Origin of the sequence: Providencia sp. PROV210 (assembly GCF_028479445.1) — a bacterium.
Taxonomy (GTDB): domain Bacteria; phylum Pseudomonadota; class Gammaproteobacteria; order Enterobacterales; family Enterobacteriaceae; genus Providencia; species Providencia rustigianii.
The window spans coordinates 261,055-279,696 of the sequence record NZ_JAMPNQ010000015.1; the positions used below are offsets into that span (position 1 = coordinate 261,055).

Genomic DNA, 18,642 nt, shown 5'->3' on the forward strand with positions numbered 1-18,642 from the left:
CCCCAGTCTCTATCGAACTAAGCCCTCATATTGAATGAGGGCAACCAAAATTTCCAGCCATAAGAATGGGTTAAGGAGTTTAGTGTGAAAAAATTGTTGTGTGCAGCGGGTGTGAGTATTGCTTTAGCAATGTCTGCGGGTGCTTATGCTGAAAAAATCGCTATCGTAAACGTTGGTGAAATTTTCCAGAAGATGCCAGCACGTGAATCCGTTGCTAAACAGCTTGAAAGTGAATTCAAAAGTCGTGCAACTGAATTGCAAAATCTGGAAAAAGATCTGCAATCACGCGTAGAAAAACTACGTCGTGATGGTGCGACAATGAGCACAAGCGAGCGCGAAAAGCTGGAAAAAGAGCTAATCACTAAACGTGACCAATTCGCTGAAAAAGCACAGAAGTTTGAAGAAGACAACCGTCGTCGTCAATCTGAAGAGCGCAATAAAATTCTGAGCCGTATCCAAGATTCTATTAAATCTGTTGCTGCGAAAGAAGGCTATGATGTTGTTATCGATGCAAACGCAGTTGCGTATGCAAAAGATGGTATCGATATCACTAGTCAGGTTCAAAAGCAGGTTAAATAATAGATGTCTTCAATTCGATTAGCTGATTTAGCTCAGCAGTTGAATGCACAGTTACACGGTGATGGCGATATCGTCATCACCGGTATCGCACCGATGTATTCAGCTAACAGTCAACAGATTACTTTTTTATCTGATAGTCGTTACAGTGACAAGTTAGTAGATTGTCAGGCTGCGGCTGTTGTATTGACTGAAAAAGATCTGAGCGCTTGTAAGGTTGCTGCACTGGTTGTAGATAACCCTTATCTTGCTTATGCGCGTATGGCGCAAATTATGGATACAACGCCAGCGCCTGCTGAAAATATCCATGCATCAGCGGTGATCGCTGATGATGCCCAATTGGGTCAGAATGTTGCAATTGGCGCAAATGCCGTTATCGAAAGTGGTGTCACACTGGGTGATAACGTGATTATTGGCGCGGGTTGCTTTATTGGTAAAAATACACGAATTGGCGCAGGTACTCGTTTATGGGCCAATGTCAGTGTGTATCATGATGTTGAGATTGGTGATCACTGTTTGATCCAATCAGGTACAGTAATCGGCTCTGATGGTTTTGGGTACGCAAATGATCGTGGCTACTGGATCAAAATTCCACAATTAGGCACTGTGATCATTGGATCCCGCGTCGAAATTGGTGCTTGTACAACGATTGACCGTGGCGCATTAGATAACACAGTCATTGGCAATGGGGTTATTATCGATAACCAGTGCCAAATTGCGCATAATGTAACAATAGGCGATAATACCGCAGTTGCTGGTGGTGTTATCATGGCCGGTAGTTTGAAAATTGGTCGCTATTGTATGATTGGCGGAGCCAGTGTTATCAATGGTCACATGGAAATTTGTGACAAGGTTACCGTAACAGGAATGGGAATGGTTATGCGACCAATCACTGAACCGGGAGTTTACTCTTCAGGTATTCCTTTACAACCTAATAAAACTTGGCGAAAAACTGCTGCTTTAGTTTTAAATATCAATGAGATGAATAAGCGTCTAAAAACACTGGAACGTGAATTAGATAGCCAAAATCAAAAAAAACAGTAATCATTTGGTAATTCGGGCTAAAATAGCTTTAGAGTTACGTTTTTTCCGGCCTGCCTGTTGGTCCTTTATAGGGTCAAAGCAGGCCGATTCATTAATTAGATTGTATTAATAGACAGGAAGAGTATTTCGATGAGTGATAATCATACTCTGAATATTGAAGAAATTTTAGAACTACTTCCGCACCGTTACCCATTCCTTTTGGTTGACCGTGTTTTGGATTTCGAAGAAGGTAAATCTTTGCGCGCGGTAAAAAATGTCTCCTTTAATGAGCCATTTTTTCAGGGACACTTTCCTAGCAAACCAATCTTTCCGGGTGTTTTAATTTTAGAAGCAATGGCTCAGGCAACAGGTATCCTTGCATTTAAAAGTGTAGGAAAATTGGAGCCTGGTGAATTGTATTATTTCGCAGCAATAGATAATGCACGCTTTAAACGTCCCGTTCTGCCAGGAGATCAAATGATCCTGGAAGTTGAATTTATCAAAGAACGTCGCGGTGTTGCTCGTTTTAAAGGTGTTGCAAAAGTTGATGGAGAAGTGGCCTGCGAAGCAGAAATGATGTGCGCCCGTCGCCGTGAGGTCTGATATGATTGACAAAACTGCCTATGTTCATCCCTCATCTATTGTAGAAGATGGAGCTGTTATTGGAGCCAATGTTCATATTGGCCCTTTTTGCTATATCGGCGCTAATGTTGAAATTGGTGATGGTACCGAGCTGAAATCGCATGTTGTCGTTAATGGGCACACCAAAATTGGCCGTGACAATGTGATATTTCAATTTGCTTCTATTGGTGAAATTAACCAAGACCTGAAATACCAAGGCGAGCCAACACGCGTAGAGATTGGTGACAGAAACCGTATTCGTGAAAGTGTGACTATCCATCGAGGAACCACCCAAGGTGGTGATCTCACTAAGATTGGTAATGACAACTTATTGATGGTTAACGTCCATATTGCTCATGATTGCATTATTGGCAACCGCTGTATTATTGCTAATAACGGAACTTTAGGTGGTCACGTCACATTAGGTGATTTCGCCATTATTGGTGGCATGACCGCAGTGCATCAATTTTGCCAAATTGGCGCTCACGTTATGGTGGGTGGATGTTCTGGGGTTGCTCAAGACGTACCTCCGTATGTTATCGCACAAGGTAACCATGCAACACCATTCGGCTTAAACCTAGAAGGTCTTAAGCGTCGTGGTTTTGAAAAAGAATCCCTGCATGCAATTCGTAATGCGTACAAAACGTTATATCGTTCAGGGAAATCTTTAGAAGAAGCGCGAGAAGAAATTGCAGAAATGGCAAAAACCGATGAACACGTCAAAGTGTTTAGTGATTTCCTTGAAGAATCAGCACAGTCTAAACGCGGAATTATTCGTTAATTTTTGTTGTTACAGATGAAAAATGAGATTAGGCCTTTAATAAGGAGCGAATTTTGGTGAATAGCAACCGCCCACTTACTATTGGCCTTGTTGCCGGAGAAACGTCTGGCGACATCTTAGGTGCCGGATTGATTCGTGCATTAAAACAGCAAGTACCCAATGCCCGCTTTGTTGGTGTTGCCGGTCCTCTCATGCAAGCTGAAGGTTGTGAAGCTTGGTATGAAATGGAAGAACTGGCGGTCATGGGGATTGTTGAAGTCCTCGGTCGTTTACCTCGCCTATTGTCTATTCGTAAAGATTTAACTCAGCGTTTTACTGAATTACAGCCTGATGTCTTTGTTGGAATCGACGCACCGGATTTTAATATTACCCTTGAAGGTAAATTGAAATCGACAGGCATTAAAACTATTCATTATGTCAGCCCATCCGTATGGGCATGGCGTCAAAAGCGAGTATTTAAAATTGGTCGTTCGACAAATTTAGTCCTGGCTTTTTTACCCTTTGAAAAAGCTTTCTACGATCGTTTTGATGTCCCTTGTCGTTTTATCGGGCATACAATGGCGGATGCAATTGCACTCAATCCTGATAAACAAGCAGCACGAGAACGTTTAAATATTCCGGCTACCAGCAAGTGTTTAGCCTTATTACCGGGAAGCCGCCATTCTGAAGTGGAAATGCTCAGTGCTGATTTTTTAAAAACCGCTACACTTTTAAGTAACCACTTTACTGATTTACAGATAGTGGTTCCGTTGGTTAATCAAAAAAGGCGTCAGCAATTCGATGAGATAAAACAGCAGGTTGCCCCAGAACTTAACGTTCATATTTTAGATGGGCAAGCGCGAGATGCGATGATGGCTGCTGATGCTACCTTGTTAGCATCGGGTACTGCTGCATTAGAATGCATGTTGACTAAATGTCCGATGGTTGTTGGGTATCGAATGAAGCCATTCACGTTTTGGTTAGCTAAGCGTTTAGTTAAAACCCCCTATGTTTCTTTGCCTAATTTATTGGCAGGAAAGGAAATCGTTAAAGAATTGCTTCAAGATGAGTGCCAACCAGAACAGCTTGCTGCTCAATTACTTCCCTTATTAGAAGGGGGAGAGCAAGTGGACGCATTGAAGCAGACTTTCTTACAATTACATCAGTTGATCCGCTGTGATGCGGATAAGCAAGCGGCTGATGCAGTACTAGATTTGGTTAGAAATTAATGGAATTTATATACCCAAAAGCCAACTTAATTGCTGGTGTTGATGAAGTGGGTCGCGGACCGTTAGTCGGTGCGGTTGTGACTGCCGCTGTTATTCTTGATCCGAACAACCCCATTGAAGGCTTAGCAGACTCAAAAAAACTCACAGAAAAAAAACGTGAGAAACTGTTTGATGAAATCAAAGAAAAAGCGCTCTGCTGGTGCATTGGACGAGCGGAACCAAATGAAATTGATGAGTTAAATATTCTGCATGCAACTATGCTAGCCATGCAAAGAGCCGTTGCTGGGCTATCTATCACGCCGGAGTTTGTTTTAGTTGATGGAAATCGTTGTCCCAAATTATCAATGCCATCCCAAGCAGTCGTGAAGGGAGATAGTTTAGTGCAGGAAATTAGCGCAGCATCCATTCTTGCTAAAGTAGTGAGAGACAGGGAAATGGTGGAATTAGATAAAGTATTCCCTGAATATGGATTTGCTAAACATAAAGGTTATCCAACCGCTTATCACTTAGAAAAGCTAGCTCAATTTGGAGCGACTGAGTTTCACCGCAAAAGCTTCGCGCCAGTACGACGAGCGTTAGACATTAAATAGTCAGTTAAAAAATAGGTATCAGGTTAATGGCTTCTCCTCGTTTTATTCATCTACGCGTTCATAGCGACTATTCCATGATCGATGGACTGGCTAAAACCGGTCCTTTGGTCAAAAAAGTGGCTGAAATGGGCATGCCTGCGCTTGCCATCACCGATTTTACTAACCTATGTGGGTTAGTGAAATTTTATGGTGCGGCGCATAGTGCGGGTGTTAAGCCAATTATTGGTGCTGACTTCTACATGGAAAGTGAGCAGCTTGGTGACGATGTTGCCCATTTAACTGTACTGGCTCGCAATAATGAAGGTTACCAAAATCTTACATTATTGATTTCAGAAGCGTATCAAAAAGGCTATGGCGCCATTGGTCCGACAATCCATCGTGATTGGCTTGTGAAGCATAAAGAAGGGCTAATTCTCCTTTCTGGTGGCCGTAAAGGGGATGTGGGGCAGTTCTTACTGCGAGGAAACCAAGCGCTAGTCGATGAATGCATCGAGTTCTACGAAACACACTTTCCCGGTTCATACTACCTCGAATTAATTAGAACGGGTCGACCTGACGAAGAGAGTTATTTACATGCAGCTATAGAATTAGCGACGCTGCGCGGGTTGCCTGTTGTAGCCACGAATGAAGTCTGTTTTATCGAGAGCCGTGATTTTGATGCTCACGAAATTCGTGTGGCAATTCATGATGGCTTTACTCTTGTTGATCCTAAACGTCCGAAAAATTATAGTCCTCAGCAATACTTACGTTCTGAAGAAGAGATGTGTGAGCTATTTGCTGACATCCCAGAAGCGTTAGAAAATAGTGTAGAGATTGCTAAGCGCTGTAACGTCACTATCCGTCTTGGCGAGTATTTTCTCCCTAAATTCCCCACAGGGGATATGGAAACCGAAGACTATCTGGTCATGTGCTCGAAAAAAGGGCTCGAAGAGCGGTTAGAATTTTTATTCCCAGATGAAAAAGAGCGGGCGGTAAAACGGATTGAATATGATGAACGTTTGGATATTGAGCTGAATGTTATCAACCAAATGGGATTCCCCGGCTACTTCCTGATCGTGATGGAATTTATCCAATGGTCAAAAGATAATGGCGTACCTGTAGGGCCAGGACGAGGTTCCGGTGCGGGATCTTTAGTCGCTTATGCACTGAAAATTACAGACTTAGACCCATTAGAATTAGATTTACTGTTTGAACGTTTTCTAAACCCTGAGCGGGTTTCTATGCCTGACTTCGATGTGGACTTTTGCATGGAAAAACGTGACCAAGTGATTGATCACGTAGCTCAAATGTATGGGCGTGATGCCGTATCCCAGATTATTACTTTTGGTACCATGGCTGCGAAAGCGGTTATCCGGGATGTGGGACGTGTACTAGGGCATCCGTACGGTTTTGTCGACAGAATCTCTAAATTAATCCCACCGGATCCAGGGATGACGCTGGAAAAAGCGTTTGAGGTTGAACCTCAACTCCCTGAAATTTATGAAGCGGATGAAGAAGTTAAAGCGCTGATTGATATGGCGCGCAAGCTTGAAGGTGTGACTCGAAATGCGGGTAAACATGCGGGTGGGGTAGTCATTGCCCCTACTAAAATTACTGATTTTGCACCGCTATATTGTGATGCAGAAGGAAACAACCCCGTTACGCAATTTGATAAAAACGATGTCGAATATGCGGGCTTGGTTAAGTTTGACTTCCTAGGGTTACGTACTTTAACCATCATTAACTGGGCATTGGAAATGATCAATGCTCGACGCGCGAAGAAAAACTTAGAACCGATTGATATCGCAGCTATTCCATTGGAAGATAAAAAAAGCTTCGATATGCTACAGCGATCAGAAACGACGGCGGTATTCCAATTAGAATCCCGCGGCATGAAAGATCTGATTAAGCGACTACAGCCAGACTCCTTTGAAGACATGATTGCCCTTGTGGCATTATTCCGCCCAGGTCCACTGCAATCAGGGATGGTGGATAACTTTATTGACCGTAAACATGGTCGTGAAGAAATATCGTATCCTGATGTGAAGTGGCAGCATGAATCATTAAAACCTGTTCTAGAGCCAACTTATGGTATTATCTTGTACCAAGAACAGGTTATGCAGATTGCTCAGGTATTAGCGGGTTATACCCTCGGCGGGGCGGATATGCTGCGTCGTGCTATGGGTAAAAAGAAACCTGAGGAAATGGCGAAGCAGCGCTCTGTTTTCAAAGATGGTGCTATTAAAAATGGCATAGATGGCGAGCTTTCGATGAAAATCTTTGACTTGGTAGAGAAATTTGCCGGTTATGGATTTAACAAATCTCACTCAGCTGCTTATGCATTAGTTTCTTACCAGACATTATGGTTAAAAGCCCATTATCCCGCTGAGTTTATGGCGGCAGTAATGACTGCGGATATGGATAATACCGAAAAAGTGGTTGGGCTAGTCGATGAATGCTGGCGGATGGGCTTAAAAGTATTACCACCAGATATCAATAGTGGCTTATATCACTTCCATGTGAATGATGAAGGTGAGATAGTTTACGGTATCGGTGCTATCAAAGGGGTCGGTGAAGGCCCAATTGAAGCGATCATTGAAGCTCGTCAGCAAGGTGGGATCTTCAAGGAAATCTTTGATCTTTGTGCTCGAGTGGACATCAAGAAGATCAACCGCCGTGTGATGGAAAAACTGATCATGGCGGGGGCTTTTGATCATTTAGGTCCACATCGTGCGGCTCTAATGTCTTCTCTTGAAGATGCATTAAAAGCCGCAGACCAGCATGCGAAAGCAGAAGCTATCGGGCAAGGAGATATGTTCGGCGTATTAGCGGAAGCCCCTGAACAAGTTGAAAGCTCGTATGCCAGCGTACCTAAATGGCCAGAGCAAGTCGTGCTTGAGGGGGAACGTGAAACTCTGGGCTTATATTTGACAGGGCACCCAATAACGCGCTACTTAAGCGAGATTGAGCGTTATACTAATGGCTTGAGATTGAAAGATGTGAACCCAACCCCTCGTGGTCAAGTGACAACTGTGGTAGGTTTAGTGCTCTCAGCGAAAGTTATTACCACGAAACGTGGAAACAGAATTGGGATTTGCACCCTTGATGATCGTTCCGGTCGTCTGGATATTATGTTATTTTCAGATGCGCTGGATAAATACCAACATATGTTGGAAAAAGATAATATATTAATTGCCACCGGTCAGGTCAGCTTTGATGATTTCAACGGTGGTAATAAAATGACAGTGCGCGAATTAATGGATATTGGAGAAGCAAGGGAAAAGTATGCTCGAGCTCTTGCGATATCACTGTCAGATAAACAAATTAACGATCAATTATTGAATCGGCTTCGTAGCGCCCTTGAACCTCACCGTTCAGGGACGATCCCGGTTCATTTGTATTATCAGAAGGATGATGCCAGAGCTAAACTTAAGTTTGGCGTTGTTTGGCGTGTGACACCCGTGGATCCCCTTCTGAACGACCTTCGAACTCTGCTGGGTAATGAGCAGGTAGAATTAGAATTTGACTAAAATAGGAATATTATGAGTCTGGACTTTCTTGATTTTGAACAGCCGATTGCTGAATTAGAGGCGAAAATCGATTCCCTAACTGCACTCAGCCGTCAAGAGAATAATATCGAAGTCAACCTAGATGAAGAGGTTGCTCGTTTACGTGAAAAAAGTGTCGAACTGACACGTAAAATTTTCTCTGATCTGGGCGCTTGGCAAATCGCTAAGCTCGCTCGTCACCCACGTCGCCCATACTCTTTGGATTATATCCCTCGTATATTCACGGATTTCCAAGAGTTAGCCGGTGATCGCGCCTACGCGGATGATAAAGCAATTATTGGTGGGATCGCGCGTTTAGATGGTCGTCCAGTTATGGTTATTGGTCACCAAAAAGGTCGCGAAACTAAAGAGAAAATTCGTCGTAATTTTGGTATGCCAGCACCTGAAGGTTACCGTAAGGCATTGCGCCTGATGGAATTAGCTGAGCGTTTTAACTTACCGATTATCACCTTTATTGATACTCCAGGGGCTTACCCTGGTGTCGGTGCGGAAGAACGTGGACAATCGGAAGCTATTGCACGCAACCTGCGTGAAATGTCACGTTTATCAGTACCTGTTATTTGTACGGTCATTGGTGAAGGCGGCTCCGGTGGTGCATTAGCTATCGGTGTTGGTGATAAAGTGAATATGCTGCAATACAGTACGTACTCTGTTATTTCTCCAGAAGGTTGTGCATCCATTCTGTGGAAAAGTGCAGATAAAGCGCCATTAGCCGCTGATGCTATGGGGATCACTGCGGGTCGTTTGAAAGAGTTAAAATTAATTGATAACGTTATTCCAGAACCTCTTGGTGGTGCTCACCGTAATTACGATGCAATTGCAGAGTCTCTAAAGGCACAAATTGTTCAAGATCTTGAAGAATTAGATACTTTAGATACTGAAGCATTGAAAAATCGTCGCTATCAACGTTTGATGGGTTACGGTTACTGCTGATTAGTAATCTATTGAATTTAAAACGGGAGTTTGGTTTACCAACTCCCGTTTTTTATTATATTTTTTCGACCTACTTGCTAGTAGGAAGTAAAATTAATAGTAATTCATTTGTATAAGGGTAAGTCATGGCTAAATCTTCACAGATCATCCTAGAGCAGATTTTAAGCAAGATAGGGGATCATCGAAAAATTTTAGTTGGATTTAGTGGCGGTATTGATTCAACCGTGTTGTTACATGCCCTTTATCAGCTAAAACAAAGCCACTTTCCTTCATTACAAGTTCGCGCTATACATGTTCACCATGGCTTGAATATGCGCGCAGATAAATGGGAAATGCATTGTGCAGAACTTTGTGAACAATGGAATATCCCTTTTGTTTGTCACCATGTTACGGTTGATGCGTCTAACAACGGAGTTGAGGCTGCGGCAAGAGATGCACGCTATCAAGCTTATCGTGACGAATTGCTTCAAAATGAAATTATTGTTACTGCTCAGCATCTAGATGATCAAGCTGAAACATTTTTATTAGCATTGAAGCGGGGAAGTGGTCCTGCCGGATTATCTGCCATGCGGGAGTCACAACCATTTGATGCGACTCGCGGGAATACTTATTTATTGCGACCACTATTAGACATTTCTCGCCAAGAGTTAGAACGTTATATGCAAGAATATGCGCTACCTTGGGTTGAGGATGACAGTAATCAAGATGATCGCTATGACCGTAATTTTTTACGGTTACATATTATGCCAAGATTATCTGAACGTTGGCCGCATTTTGCTAATGCCGTTTCTCGTAGCGCTTCATTGTGTGCTGAGCAGGAATCACTGCTGGACGAACTGCTTCAAGATTCACTGGATGAGATAGTGGATTATCGTGGCGGGCTTTTTATCGATGGGCTGGTTGAATGTTCCATCGCTAAACGTAATGCCTTGCTACGCCGATGGATTAAACTGCATCAGTTACCGATGCCCCCGTTTAATCAATTAGAGCGTATATGGCAGGAAGTGGCTCTAGCTCGGCAAGATGCAGAACCTATTTGTCGTTTGGGTGATAGAGAAATTCGCCGTTATCAAGGTGCGCTCTGGGTGGTTCGACGTATAAATAGTGTCATGGGCATGACCTATGACTGGGAGTATCCAGCACCATTGGCATTGCCTGAATCCCTTGGCTATCTCATTGTAATGAATGGACAAGGACAAATTAGGCCACCTCGACGTGATGAGAAAGTCACCGTACGTTTTGGTTTGCAAGGTTCACATAACATTGTTGGCAGAACCCATTCTCGAAGTAGTAAAAAACTTTGGCAAGAACTTGGTGTTGCCCCATGGATGCGTGAGCGTACACCATTAATCTACTATAACGATGTGCTAATTAGCGCTGTAGGCTGTTTTATTACTTCAGATGGTTTGATTAATGATCAAGATGAGGGCATTGCAATTGATTGGCAACATTCTGAATTTTGGTCAAATAGGGATGAGTACATTTAGTTTATTTGATTATTAAATGAGAAACCCCTTATGACTGTGACTATCATAAGGGGCATAGAAGAAACTCAGTACGAGTATTAATGAGATTGGTCGACAACGATTGTGCCGATTTCAGGATGACTGAAGGAGTTAATATAATCCAGCCTAAGCTCCTTGGTTCCTTCCTGAGTGATCAGGACAAGGTACTCAATTTTTTTTCGTAGGAGCAAATCACTGGCTTGCCCTTCAATATTCTCGCCGTCATTTAACTGAACTTGCAGTTTTAATTGACGTTGGCATGCGATTTCTAGATATTCGTAATCATCACAATTGATTGGTTGATATTCATTATCTGTAGACATATTCCCTCACCACTGAGTTAGTGGCGGTTATTGCCGCCTTGAACATGTTGTACTAAGCATCAATGTACTAAGCCTCAATATACTAAGCAAAAAGAACTGAGTAAAAAAGTGCTTAACTCGATAATAGCATAGTAATTTAATAACTATAATCAGAGGTGCAGGAAAAAGAAAATTCTTATTCACCAATCTAATGTGCTTGGTATCTTATTTGAGCAATTTAAATTTTTTAGGCACCCCATTTTTTATTATTTGAGATGATATGATGTATTTTGGGTTTGAACAGTCATACATGAATGATCTTAAGGGAATTACAATGAAAAAAGTTTTTTTATTAGCGTTTATTGCCGCGGGTTCAATTGCTTTATCCGGCTGCCAAAGTGGTGTCAGTGAAGTTGAGTCAGCCTCAGTCGATAATGTTTATAGTGGTTTGATCCCTTGTGCCGATTGTTCGGGTATTGAAGCAACTCTATTAGTTAATCCAGATGGTAGCTATGTTGAACAGTTGCTCTATTTAGAAACCAAAAATGGCAATCAAATATTTCATGAAACAGGAAATTGGTCGGCAAATGGAAATATGCTGACGTTGACTAATGCTCAGGCTGAGCGTTCTTATTTTGCTAAAGCGGCTGATAATAACTCGGTAACTCTACTTGATATTAATGGTGAGCGAATTGAAAGCGCCATGAATTATACGTTAGGGAAAGTGACACCGAGCAAAAAAATTGGTGAATACCGTTATATGGCGGATGCAGCTATTTTTACTGAGTGTGAAACTGGACGCAAATATGCGACTTCAGGTATTGAGCTAGAGAGAGCATATGGTGAAACGGGGGTTGATGGCGGTACCCCAGTTTATGTCGAAGTTGATGGTTATTATACAATTCGCCCATCAATGGAAGATGGACAGTTTGATTCTGCGCTTGTCCCTACAGGTAAAATCAAGTTTGACCCTTCGGCGTCTTGCAAATAATCTTAATTCATTAATATATTGATGAATAAAAAAGGCTCAGAACCAGTGAATACTGAATTCTGAGCCTTTTGTTATAGAGACAATTTTGGTAATTATTTACGCAAATTTGTCGCTAATTTTTCTTTTAAGAAGCTAACAACATTATCTAAACCAACCAGTGCTTTATCATCACTGCGACGTGATTTATATTCTACTTGGTTGGTATCTAAGTTACGGTCGCCAATAACAATAGTGTATGGAACGCCAATTAATTCCATATCGGCAAACATCACACCCGGACGCTCTTTACGGTCATCAAAAATCACGTCAATACCTTGAGCTTTCAGGTCGGCATAGAGTTTTTCTGCAACTTCTTTCACGCGATAAGATTTGTGCATATTCATTGGTAGAATCGCAACTTGGAAAGGTGCGATAGCATCTGACCATATGATACCGCGGTCATCATGGCTTTGCTCGATAGCTGCTGCAACGATACGAGTAACACCGATACCATAGCAACCCATCGTGACGATTTGGTTATGACCTTCCTCGTTTTGCACTGAAGCTTTCATCGCTTCTGAGTATTTAGTACCTAACTGGAAGATATGACCGACTTCAATACCACGCTTAATTAATAGTGTGCCTTTGCCATCCGGACTTGGATCGCCAACCACAACATTACGCAGGTCGTAAGTTTCTGGTAATGGTAAGTCTCGTTCCCAGTTAATACCAAAGTAATGTTTACCATCAATATTTGCACCGGCACCAAAGTCACTCATTACCGCGACACTGCGGTCGATAACAATTGGCAGTGGCATATTGACTGGACCTAAAGAACCCGGGCCGGCATTGATAGCTTGGCGAATTTCTTCTTCCGTTGCGAACTGTAATGGGCTAGCGACTAACGGATGTTTTTCAGCTTTGATCTCGTTCAGTTCATGGTCGCCACGAATTAATAGGGCAACTAAAGTATGACCAGAATCTTTCTTCGCGTGAACAATCAGCGTTTTGACGGTTTTTTCGATCGGTAAATTAAATTGTTCGACCAATTCAGCAATGGTTTTTGCATTTGGTGTATCAACCAAGTGCATCTCTTCGCTAGGAGCAGCACGCTGGACGTTTGGTGCAACGGCTTCAGCAAACTCGATATTTGCGGCGAAATCAGATTCAGTAGAGAAAACGACATCATCTTCACCGCTTTGCGCTAAGACTTGGAATTCATGGGATGCATTTCCACCAATTGAGCCCGTATCAGCGAGTACTGCACGGAAATCAAAGCCGATACGCGTGAAAATTTTGCTGTAGGCTTCATACATTGCATCATAAGTTTCTTGCAATGACTCTTGGCTGGTATGGAAAGAGTAGGCATCTTTCATGATAAATTCGCGTGAACGCATCACACCAAAACGTGGGCGTACTTCATCACGGAATTTTGTTTGAATTTGGAATAAATTCAAAGGTAATTGTTTATATGAAGTGATTTCGTTACGCACTAAATCAGTGATAACTTCTTCATGGGTTGGACCCAGAACAAATGGACGCTCTCCACGATCAACAAAGCGTAGCAACTCAGGACCGTATTGTTCCCAACGCCCACTTTCTTGCCATAAATCAGCGGGCTGAACTACGGGTAAAGATACCTCGATAGCACCTGCATTTTCCATTTCTTCGCGAACAATGTTTTCTACTTTACGTAGTACACGTACGCCAGTGGGTAGCCAGTCATACAGACCAGAAGCAAGTTTACGGATCATTCCTGCACGCAGCATCAGCTGATGGCTGATAACTTCTGCATCCGCAGGGGTCTCTTTTAGAGTTGAGAGCAGATATTTGCTAGTACGCATTGTATAGGTTCCATTAGAACAACAAATTATGGTAAGTCAGTACTCACCCAATAATTTAAAGCTGCTAAGCAGCGGAATAAAGAGCTAGTCTACCAGTGACAAGGATTTGTCAAAAGAGGTTAAAGCGTTTTTTCGTTACGTTCGATCGCGAATACTTCAGTGACATTATCAATGACTCGCCAACGAACATTAAAATCTAATAAATGAACTGCATAATCACGGGCTTCATTTGATTGTTTTTTATAGGCAGGGCGGGGATCTTGCATCAGTACTTGTTCAATAAATATTGCAAGCCCAGGATAGTTAGCCTGATATTTAATTAATTCTTCTTGCACTAAAGGGCTGAAAATAACCTGCATATTATCGGATGGTGCATCTTGAGCATATCCCGCTTTTGCTGTGGTAATGGCTTCGGCAAAAGGAAGGTAGGGCTTGATATCGATCACGGGCGTACCGTCGACTAAGTCAAGGCTACCAAGTTCAAGTATGACTTGGTTATTTTCAGTTGAAACACCTTTCAGCTCAACTAATGACATTCCGATAGGATTAGGTCGGAAAGTTGAACGTGTTGCAAATACGCCCATTTTATCATTTCCACCTAAGCGTGGTGGGCGAACCAACGGTTTCCATCCTCCACTCATTGTTTGATGGAAAACGAATAAAACCCAAATATGGCTAAACTGAGTTAGTCCACGAACCCCATTAGGGTCATTAAATGGCGAATGTAAATGTAAACGTCCAAAGCCGCCCTGGACTAATCCAGGTTGGCGAGGGATGGCAAACTTTTCTTTATAGGGGGATTCGATATGCCCGATAATATTAAATTGAAAAGATTGCATAAATATATTATTCGACAATTTTAAGCGCGCTGCCTTCACATACGGTTGCTTGGTAGCAGCCTGGAGCAGTCGACGTTTGGCATTGATGTAATAGTACTGCATCGGCAGCAATATAAGCGGCTTGGGTTAACATGCTATTCTTTGCAGAATCAAGATTAGCTGGGGGACTCTTAGCGTTTTTTCTACAGTCTTCACCGGAGACAACGCCTAAATCTTTGAATGGCATACCCAGTAATTCCTCAGGGCTATTCATTAATTTAATTTTTTCTGCGCTGACATCTTCTTCTTTAGTCGCTTTTGGTACGGGTTTCGATATCTTCATACTCGAAAACCCCTTATTCATACTTGGACTGGTGTATTGGTTAATTCCACACCCAGCTAGCATAAATGCCGCTAGGGTGAGTAAAAACAATCTCATAAATTCGACCTTTTTATTATCTGTGGTAGCGCATTCATTATTTATTTTATCGGTATTCATAATACAAAAATACTAGGCAGCATTAAGCCGCCTAGTATTTTATACGCTTTCTTTTTAAGAGGAAAGATTACCAGCCTTTAACTGCACCACCATCGAAAACTTCGTTAGCTTTTTCTGCAACTTCATTAGATTGATATGCTTGGATAAACTTCTTCACATTCTCGCTATCTTTATTGTCTTCACGGGTGACAATAATATTCACGTATGGAGAATCTTTATCTTCAACAAACAGACCATCTTTTGCTGGAGTCAGTTTTGGTGTTGCACTGCTAGCCCAAGTGGTATTGATGATCGCTAAAGCAATTTTTTGGTCATCAAGAGCTCGTGGTAATTGCGGTGCTTCTAGCTCAACAAATTTTAAGCCTTTAGGATTTTCAATAACATCCAAAACAGTTGGCATTAAACCTGTGCCATCTTTTAACTTAATCAAACCTTGTTGTTGCAGTAACAGTAATGAACGACCTAAGTTCGTTGGGTCATTAGGCAGAGCGACCTGTGAGCCATCAGCAAGTTCATCAATAGATTTAATTTGCTTAGAATAGCCTGCAATAGGGTAAATAAATGTATTACCAACTGGGACTAATTTATAGTTACGATCTTTGATTTGCTGATCTAAATAAGGCTTATGTTGGAATGCGTTAGCATCAATATCACCTTTGCTTAATGCTTCGTTTGGTAAAACGAAATCATTAAAGGAGACTAGCTCAACATTCAGACCATATTTTTCTTTAGCAACTTTTTGTGCAACTTCAGCAACTTCAAACTCTTTGCCCATAATCACACCGACTTTAATACTATTTGGATCTTTTTGCTTCTCACCACAGCCAGCGAGGAATAACGTTCCTAACAGCGCGCCAACTACTGCAAATGATTTTAACTTAATAGACATAATTTACCCCTTTAGACACTTTTTTATAGCACCTTAACTACTTGGTAGAGTTTCTTTGGCGCTGCTATTGTTACTGACTATCTCTATTTCGGACTATTTATGTGACACTTTCTTCATTAAATATTCACCAGTAAACTGAATGATGAATACTAAAACAATTAATAGGACAAGTACGGTATTCATGACTACTGGGTTATAAGTATAGTAACCGTATTGCATTGCAATTTGGCCTAACCCACCGGAACCGACAGCACCACCCATTGCGGAATAACCGACTAACATAATTAATGTAATGGTTGCCGCATTAATGAGTCCAGGAAGAGACTCTGGTAGTAATACTTTGCTAATAATCTGTAGTGGCGTTGCACCCATAGCTCGGGATGCTTCAATTAAGCCACTCGGTACTTCTAATAGTGCGTTTTCAACCATACGAGCAATAAATGGAATTGCACCGACAGTTAATGGAACGATGGCACCTTCAATACCGATCGCCGAGCCGACGATAAATTTGGTAAACGGGCTGATCCACACTAACAAAATAATAAACGGTATTGAACGGAATACGTTTACAACCGCGGAAATAACGCTATACAGAGCGGTATTTTCCATAACTTGTCCACGGCGAGTTACATAAAGTAGAACGCCTGTAGGGATACCTAAAATAAAACCTAAAATTGCAGAAACGAATGTCATGATAATGGTATCAATCGTTCCTGAAATAAGTAGTGAAATCATTCCCTCAGACATAACCCAAAACCTCTACTTTGACATGGTGTTCTTTTAAAAAGGTAATTGTGGATTCAACACCACCATCGATACCGTGTAATTCTGCTAGCATCACACCAAACTTAACACCACCGGCATAATCAATTTGCGAACTTAAAATATTAATGTCGATATCAAATTTACGAACAGCCATGGAAATTAATGGTGCATCCACTGACTGCCCTGTGAACTCCAGCTTTAATAAAGGTGATAAATCTTTACCTGGTTCACTTTGCAAACGTTCACTGTAATCATCGGGAATATCAATAATCAACGTGGATTTAATAAATTCTTGAGCGACTGGCGTTTTAGGATGAGAGAAAACTTCACTCACTTTATCCTGCTCAATTAACTGCCCACCACTGATGACTGCCACTTGGTCGCAAATACGCTTAACGACATCCATTTCGTGAGTGATCAATAAAATGGTCAAACCTAAACGGCGATTAATATCTTTCAGCAATTCTAGGATAGAGCGTGTTGTTGCTGGGTCTAACGCACTGGTTGCTTCATCACACAATAATACTTTTGGAGAGTTAGCTAGCGCACGAGCAATGGCGACGCGCTGTTTTTGCCCACCAGATAGATTTGCAGGATAAGCATCTTTCTTATCAGTCAAACCTACCAATTCGAGTAATTCGTTAACACGCTGCTTGATTGTTTCTCTTGGCGTACTATCTAACTCAAGAGGTAGCGCGACATTGTCAAAGACGGTGCGTGACGATAATAAGTTAAAGTGCTGGAAAATCATGCCAATACCACGACGAGCTTTCGTCAAAGCTTTTTCTGGTAGAGAAGTTAAATCTTGACCATCAACAATGACTTGCCCTGATGTTGGTCGCTCTAGCATGTTAACGCAACGAATTAGCGTGCTTTTACCTGCGCCAGATGCACCAATAACACCATATATTTGACCAGAAGGAACATGCAGACTGATATCAGTCAATGCCTGTATCTGACGATTTCCTTGCTGGAAGACTTTATTTATATTTGAGAGCTTTATCATTCTATCTTCTATTCTCTGACGAATTATTTTCTAGATACTGTATCTAATATACTTGGATGTTAAGGCGTCTAGACGTCTAAGTCAATAAAGTTTGTTCTATTTATTCTATTCTCATTTCATTTCTTTTCGTGAGATACTAAAAACCATTTTAGTTTGAGGAGCAAAGCGGTGAGTAAAGGCATTCCAGCAATCTTTCTTGATAGAGATGGCACAATTAATATCGATCATGGTTATGTACATCAAATCGATGATTTTCAATTTATTGATGGCGCTATTGAAGCCATGATTGAATTAAAAAAAATGGGGTACGCGTTAGTTGTTGTTACTAACCAGTCAGGAATTGGACGCGGTATTTATACGGAAGAGCAGTTTGAGCATCTCACTGAATGGATGGATTGGTCACTGGCAGATCGTGGTATTGATTTAGATGGCATCTATTTTTGTCCGCATCACCCAGAGGCTACGATTGAAGAATACAAGCAAGAATGCAATTGTCGTAAACCGAAACCTGGCATGCTATTAGATGCACAAGAGCATTTAGACATCGATATGGCTTCTTCTATTATGGTTGGCGATAAACTTGCAGACATGCTGGCGGGTAAAGCGGCTCAAGTGGGTACTAACATCTTGGTTAAAAGTGGTGAAGCAGTCACGGAAGAAGCAATGGCAAGTGCTGATATCGTTATAAATAGCATCGCAGAACTGCCAGAAACCCTAAAAAGATTCAAAAAATAGCCGTTTTGGATGATAAATCGGCGGTTGAT

Annotated in this window: 18 protein-coding genes; 11 read left to right on the plus strand and 7 right to left on the minus strand. The window is 41.8% G+C overall.

All coding sequences use genetic code 11. The annotated features are described in order from the left end of the window. Positions 1 to 84 precede the first annotated feature (84 nt). The 9 genes from skp to tilS all read left to right on the plus strand — a co-directional run bounded on the left by skp (position 85) and on the right by tilS (position 10,767). Entirely contained in the window at positions 85 to 579 is a 495-nt protein-coding gene (gene skp, locus PR761_RS12840; RefSeq protein ID WP_006814038.1) for a molecular chaperone Skp, read from the plus strand. Positions 580 to 582: 3 nt separating this feature from the next. Next, positions 583 to 1,620 carry a UDP-3-O-(3-hydroxymyristoyl)glucosamine N-acyltransferase gene (gene lpxD, locus PR761_RS12845; RefSeq protein WP_154610940.1) on the plus strand — a complete coding sequence of 346 codons (1,038 nt, stop codon included), beginning with the start codon at positions 583 to 585 and terminating at the stop codon, positions 1,618 to 1,620. Between the two features lie 129 nt (positions 1,621 to 1,749). Further along, on the plus strand, positions 1,750 to 2,202 hold the full coding sequence (gene fabZ / locus PR761_RS12850; RefSeq protein WP_006658399.1) for a 3-hydroxyacyl-ACP dehydratase FabZ: 453 nt from the start codon (positions 1,750 to 1,752) through the stop codon (positions 2,200 to 2,202). A 1-nt stretch (position 2,203) separates the two neighbouring features. Beyond that, positions 2,204 to 3,001 carry an acyl-ACP--UDP-N-acetylglucosamine O-acyltransferase gene (lpxA, locus tag PR761_RS12855; protein WP_006814035.1) on the plus strand — a complete coding sequence of 266 codons (798 nt, stop codon included), beginning with the start codon at positions 2,204 to 2,206 and terminating at the stop codon, positions 2,999 to 3,001. 53 nt (positions 3,002 to 3,054) lie between these two features. After that, a complete protein-coding gene (gene lpxB / locus PR761_RS12860) occupies positions 3,055 to 4,209 on the plus strand; it encodes a lipid-A-disaccharide synthase (protein ID WP_039854699.1) in 1,155 nt (384 codons plus the stop codon). Beyond that, positions 4,209 to 4,799, plus strand: coding sequence for a ribonuclease HII (gene rnhB / locus PR761_RS12865; protein WP_006814033.1), 591 nt, complete (start codon positions 4,209 to 4,211; stop codon positions 4,797 to 4,799). The genes lpxB and rnhB overlap by 1 nt, the downstream gene beginning before the upstream one ends. Positions 4,800 to 4,825: 26 nt before the next feature. Continuing rightward, positions 4,826 to 8,308 (plus strand): DNA polymerase III subunit alpha, encoded by a 3,483-nt coding sequence (gene dnaE, locus PR761_RS12870; protein WP_112837311.1) that lies wholly within the window; start codon positions 4,826 to 4,828, stop codon positions 8,306 to 8,308. Between the two features lie 12 nt (positions 8,309 to 8,320). Beyond that, positions 8,321 to 9,280, plus strand: a complete 960-nt coding sequence (gene accA, locus PR761_RS12875) for an acetyl-CoA carboxylase carboxyl transferase subunit alpha (RefSeq protein WP_006814031.1) — start codon at positions 8,321 to 8,323, stop codon at positions 9,278 to 9,280. 125 nt (positions 9,281 to 9,405) lie between these two features. Next, a complete protein-coding gene (gene tilS / locus PR761_RS12880) occupies positions 9,406 to 10,767 on the plus strand; it encodes a tRNA lysidine(34) synthetase TilS (protein ID WP_006814030.1) in 1,362 nt (453 codons plus the stop codon). A 77-nt stretch (positions 10,768 to 10,844) separates the two neighbouring features. Here tilS and rof read toward each other — a convergent pair whose 3' ends face one another. Continuing rightward, entirely contained in the window at positions 10,845 to 11,108 is a 264-nt protein-coding gene (gene rof / locus PR761_RS12885; RefSeq protein WP_006814029.1) for a Rho-binding antiterminator, read from the minus strand. 313 nt (positions 11,109 to 11,421) lie between these two features. On the opposite strand from rof, the gene PR761_RS12890 reads away from it, so the two are divergent. After that, a complete protein-coding gene (locus PR761_RS12890; RefSeq protein WP_112837310.1) occupies positions 11,422 to 12,078 on the plus strand; it encodes a copper resistance protein NlpE N-terminal domain-containing protein in 657 nt (218 codons plus the stop codon). A 92-nt stretch (positions 12,079 to 12,170) separates the two neighbouring features. Here PR761_RS12890 and proS read toward each other — a convergent pair whose 3' ends face one another. The 6 genes from proS to metN form a co-directional block, all read right to left on the minus strand. Further along, the gene (gene proS, locus PR761_RS12895) at positions 12,171 to 13,901 is read right to left on the minus strand and encodes a proline--tRNA ligase (protein WP_006814027.1); all 1,731 of its coding nucleotides are present in this window, start codon (positions 13,899 to 13,901) and stop codon (positions 12,171 to 12,173) included. A gap of 119 nt (positions 13,902 to 14,020) precedes the next feature. Beyond that, positions 14,021 to 14,740 carry a tRNA (N6-threonylcarbamoyladenosine(37)-N6)-methyltransferase TrmO gene (gene tsaA, locus PR761_RS12900; RefSeq protein WP_006814026.1) on the minus strand — a complete coding sequence of 240 codons (720 nt, stop codon included), beginning with the start codon at positions 14,738 to 14,740 and terminating at the stop codon, positions 14,021 to 14,023. Positions 14,741 to 14,747: 7 nt separating this feature from the next. Further along, positions 14,748 to 15,062 (minus strand): Rcs stress response system protein RcsF, encoded by a 315-nt coding sequence (gene rcsF / locus PR761_RS12905; RefSeq protein ID WP_223844719.1) that lies wholly within the window; start codon positions 15,060 to 15,062, stop codon positions 14,748 to 14,750. Positions 15,063 to 15,285: 223 nt separating this feature from the next. Beyond that, a complete protein-coding gene (locus PR761_RS12910) occupies positions 15,286 to 16,107 on the minus strand; it encodes a MetQ/NlpA family lipoprotein (RefSeq protein ID WP_039854690.1) in 822 nt (273 codons plus the stop codon). A 93-nt stretch (positions 16,108 to 16,200) separates the two neighbouring features. Further along, positions 16,201 to 16,854: a methionine ABC transporter permease MetI gene (gene metI / locus PR761_RS12915; protein WP_006814024.1), complete on the minus strand. Its 654-nt coding sequence runs from the start codon at positions 16,852 to 16,854 to the stop codon at positions 16,201 to 16,203. Next, positions 16,847 to 17,878 carry a methionine ABC transporter ATP-binding protein MetN gene (gene metN / locus PR761_RS12920; protein ID WP_039854688.1) on the minus strand — a complete coding sequence of 344 codons (1,032 nt, stop codon included), beginning with the start codon at positions 17,876 to 17,878 and terminating at the stop codon, positions 16,847 to 16,849. The genes metI and metN overlap by 8 nt, the downstream gene beginning before the upstream one ends. Positions 17,879 to 18,046: 168 nt before the next feature. Here metN and gmhB point away from each other — a divergent pair, with 168 nt between their 5' ends. Continuing rightward, positions 18,047 to 18,613 carry a D-glycero-beta-D-manno-heptose 1,7-bisphosphate 7-phosphatase gene (gene gmhB / locus PR761_RS12925; protein ID WP_006814023.1) on the plus strand — a complete coding sequence of 189 codons (567 nt, stop codon included), beginning with the start codon at positions 18,047 to 18,049 and terminating at the stop codon, positions 18,611 to 18,613. Positions 18,614 to 18,642 lie beyond the last annotated feature (29 nt).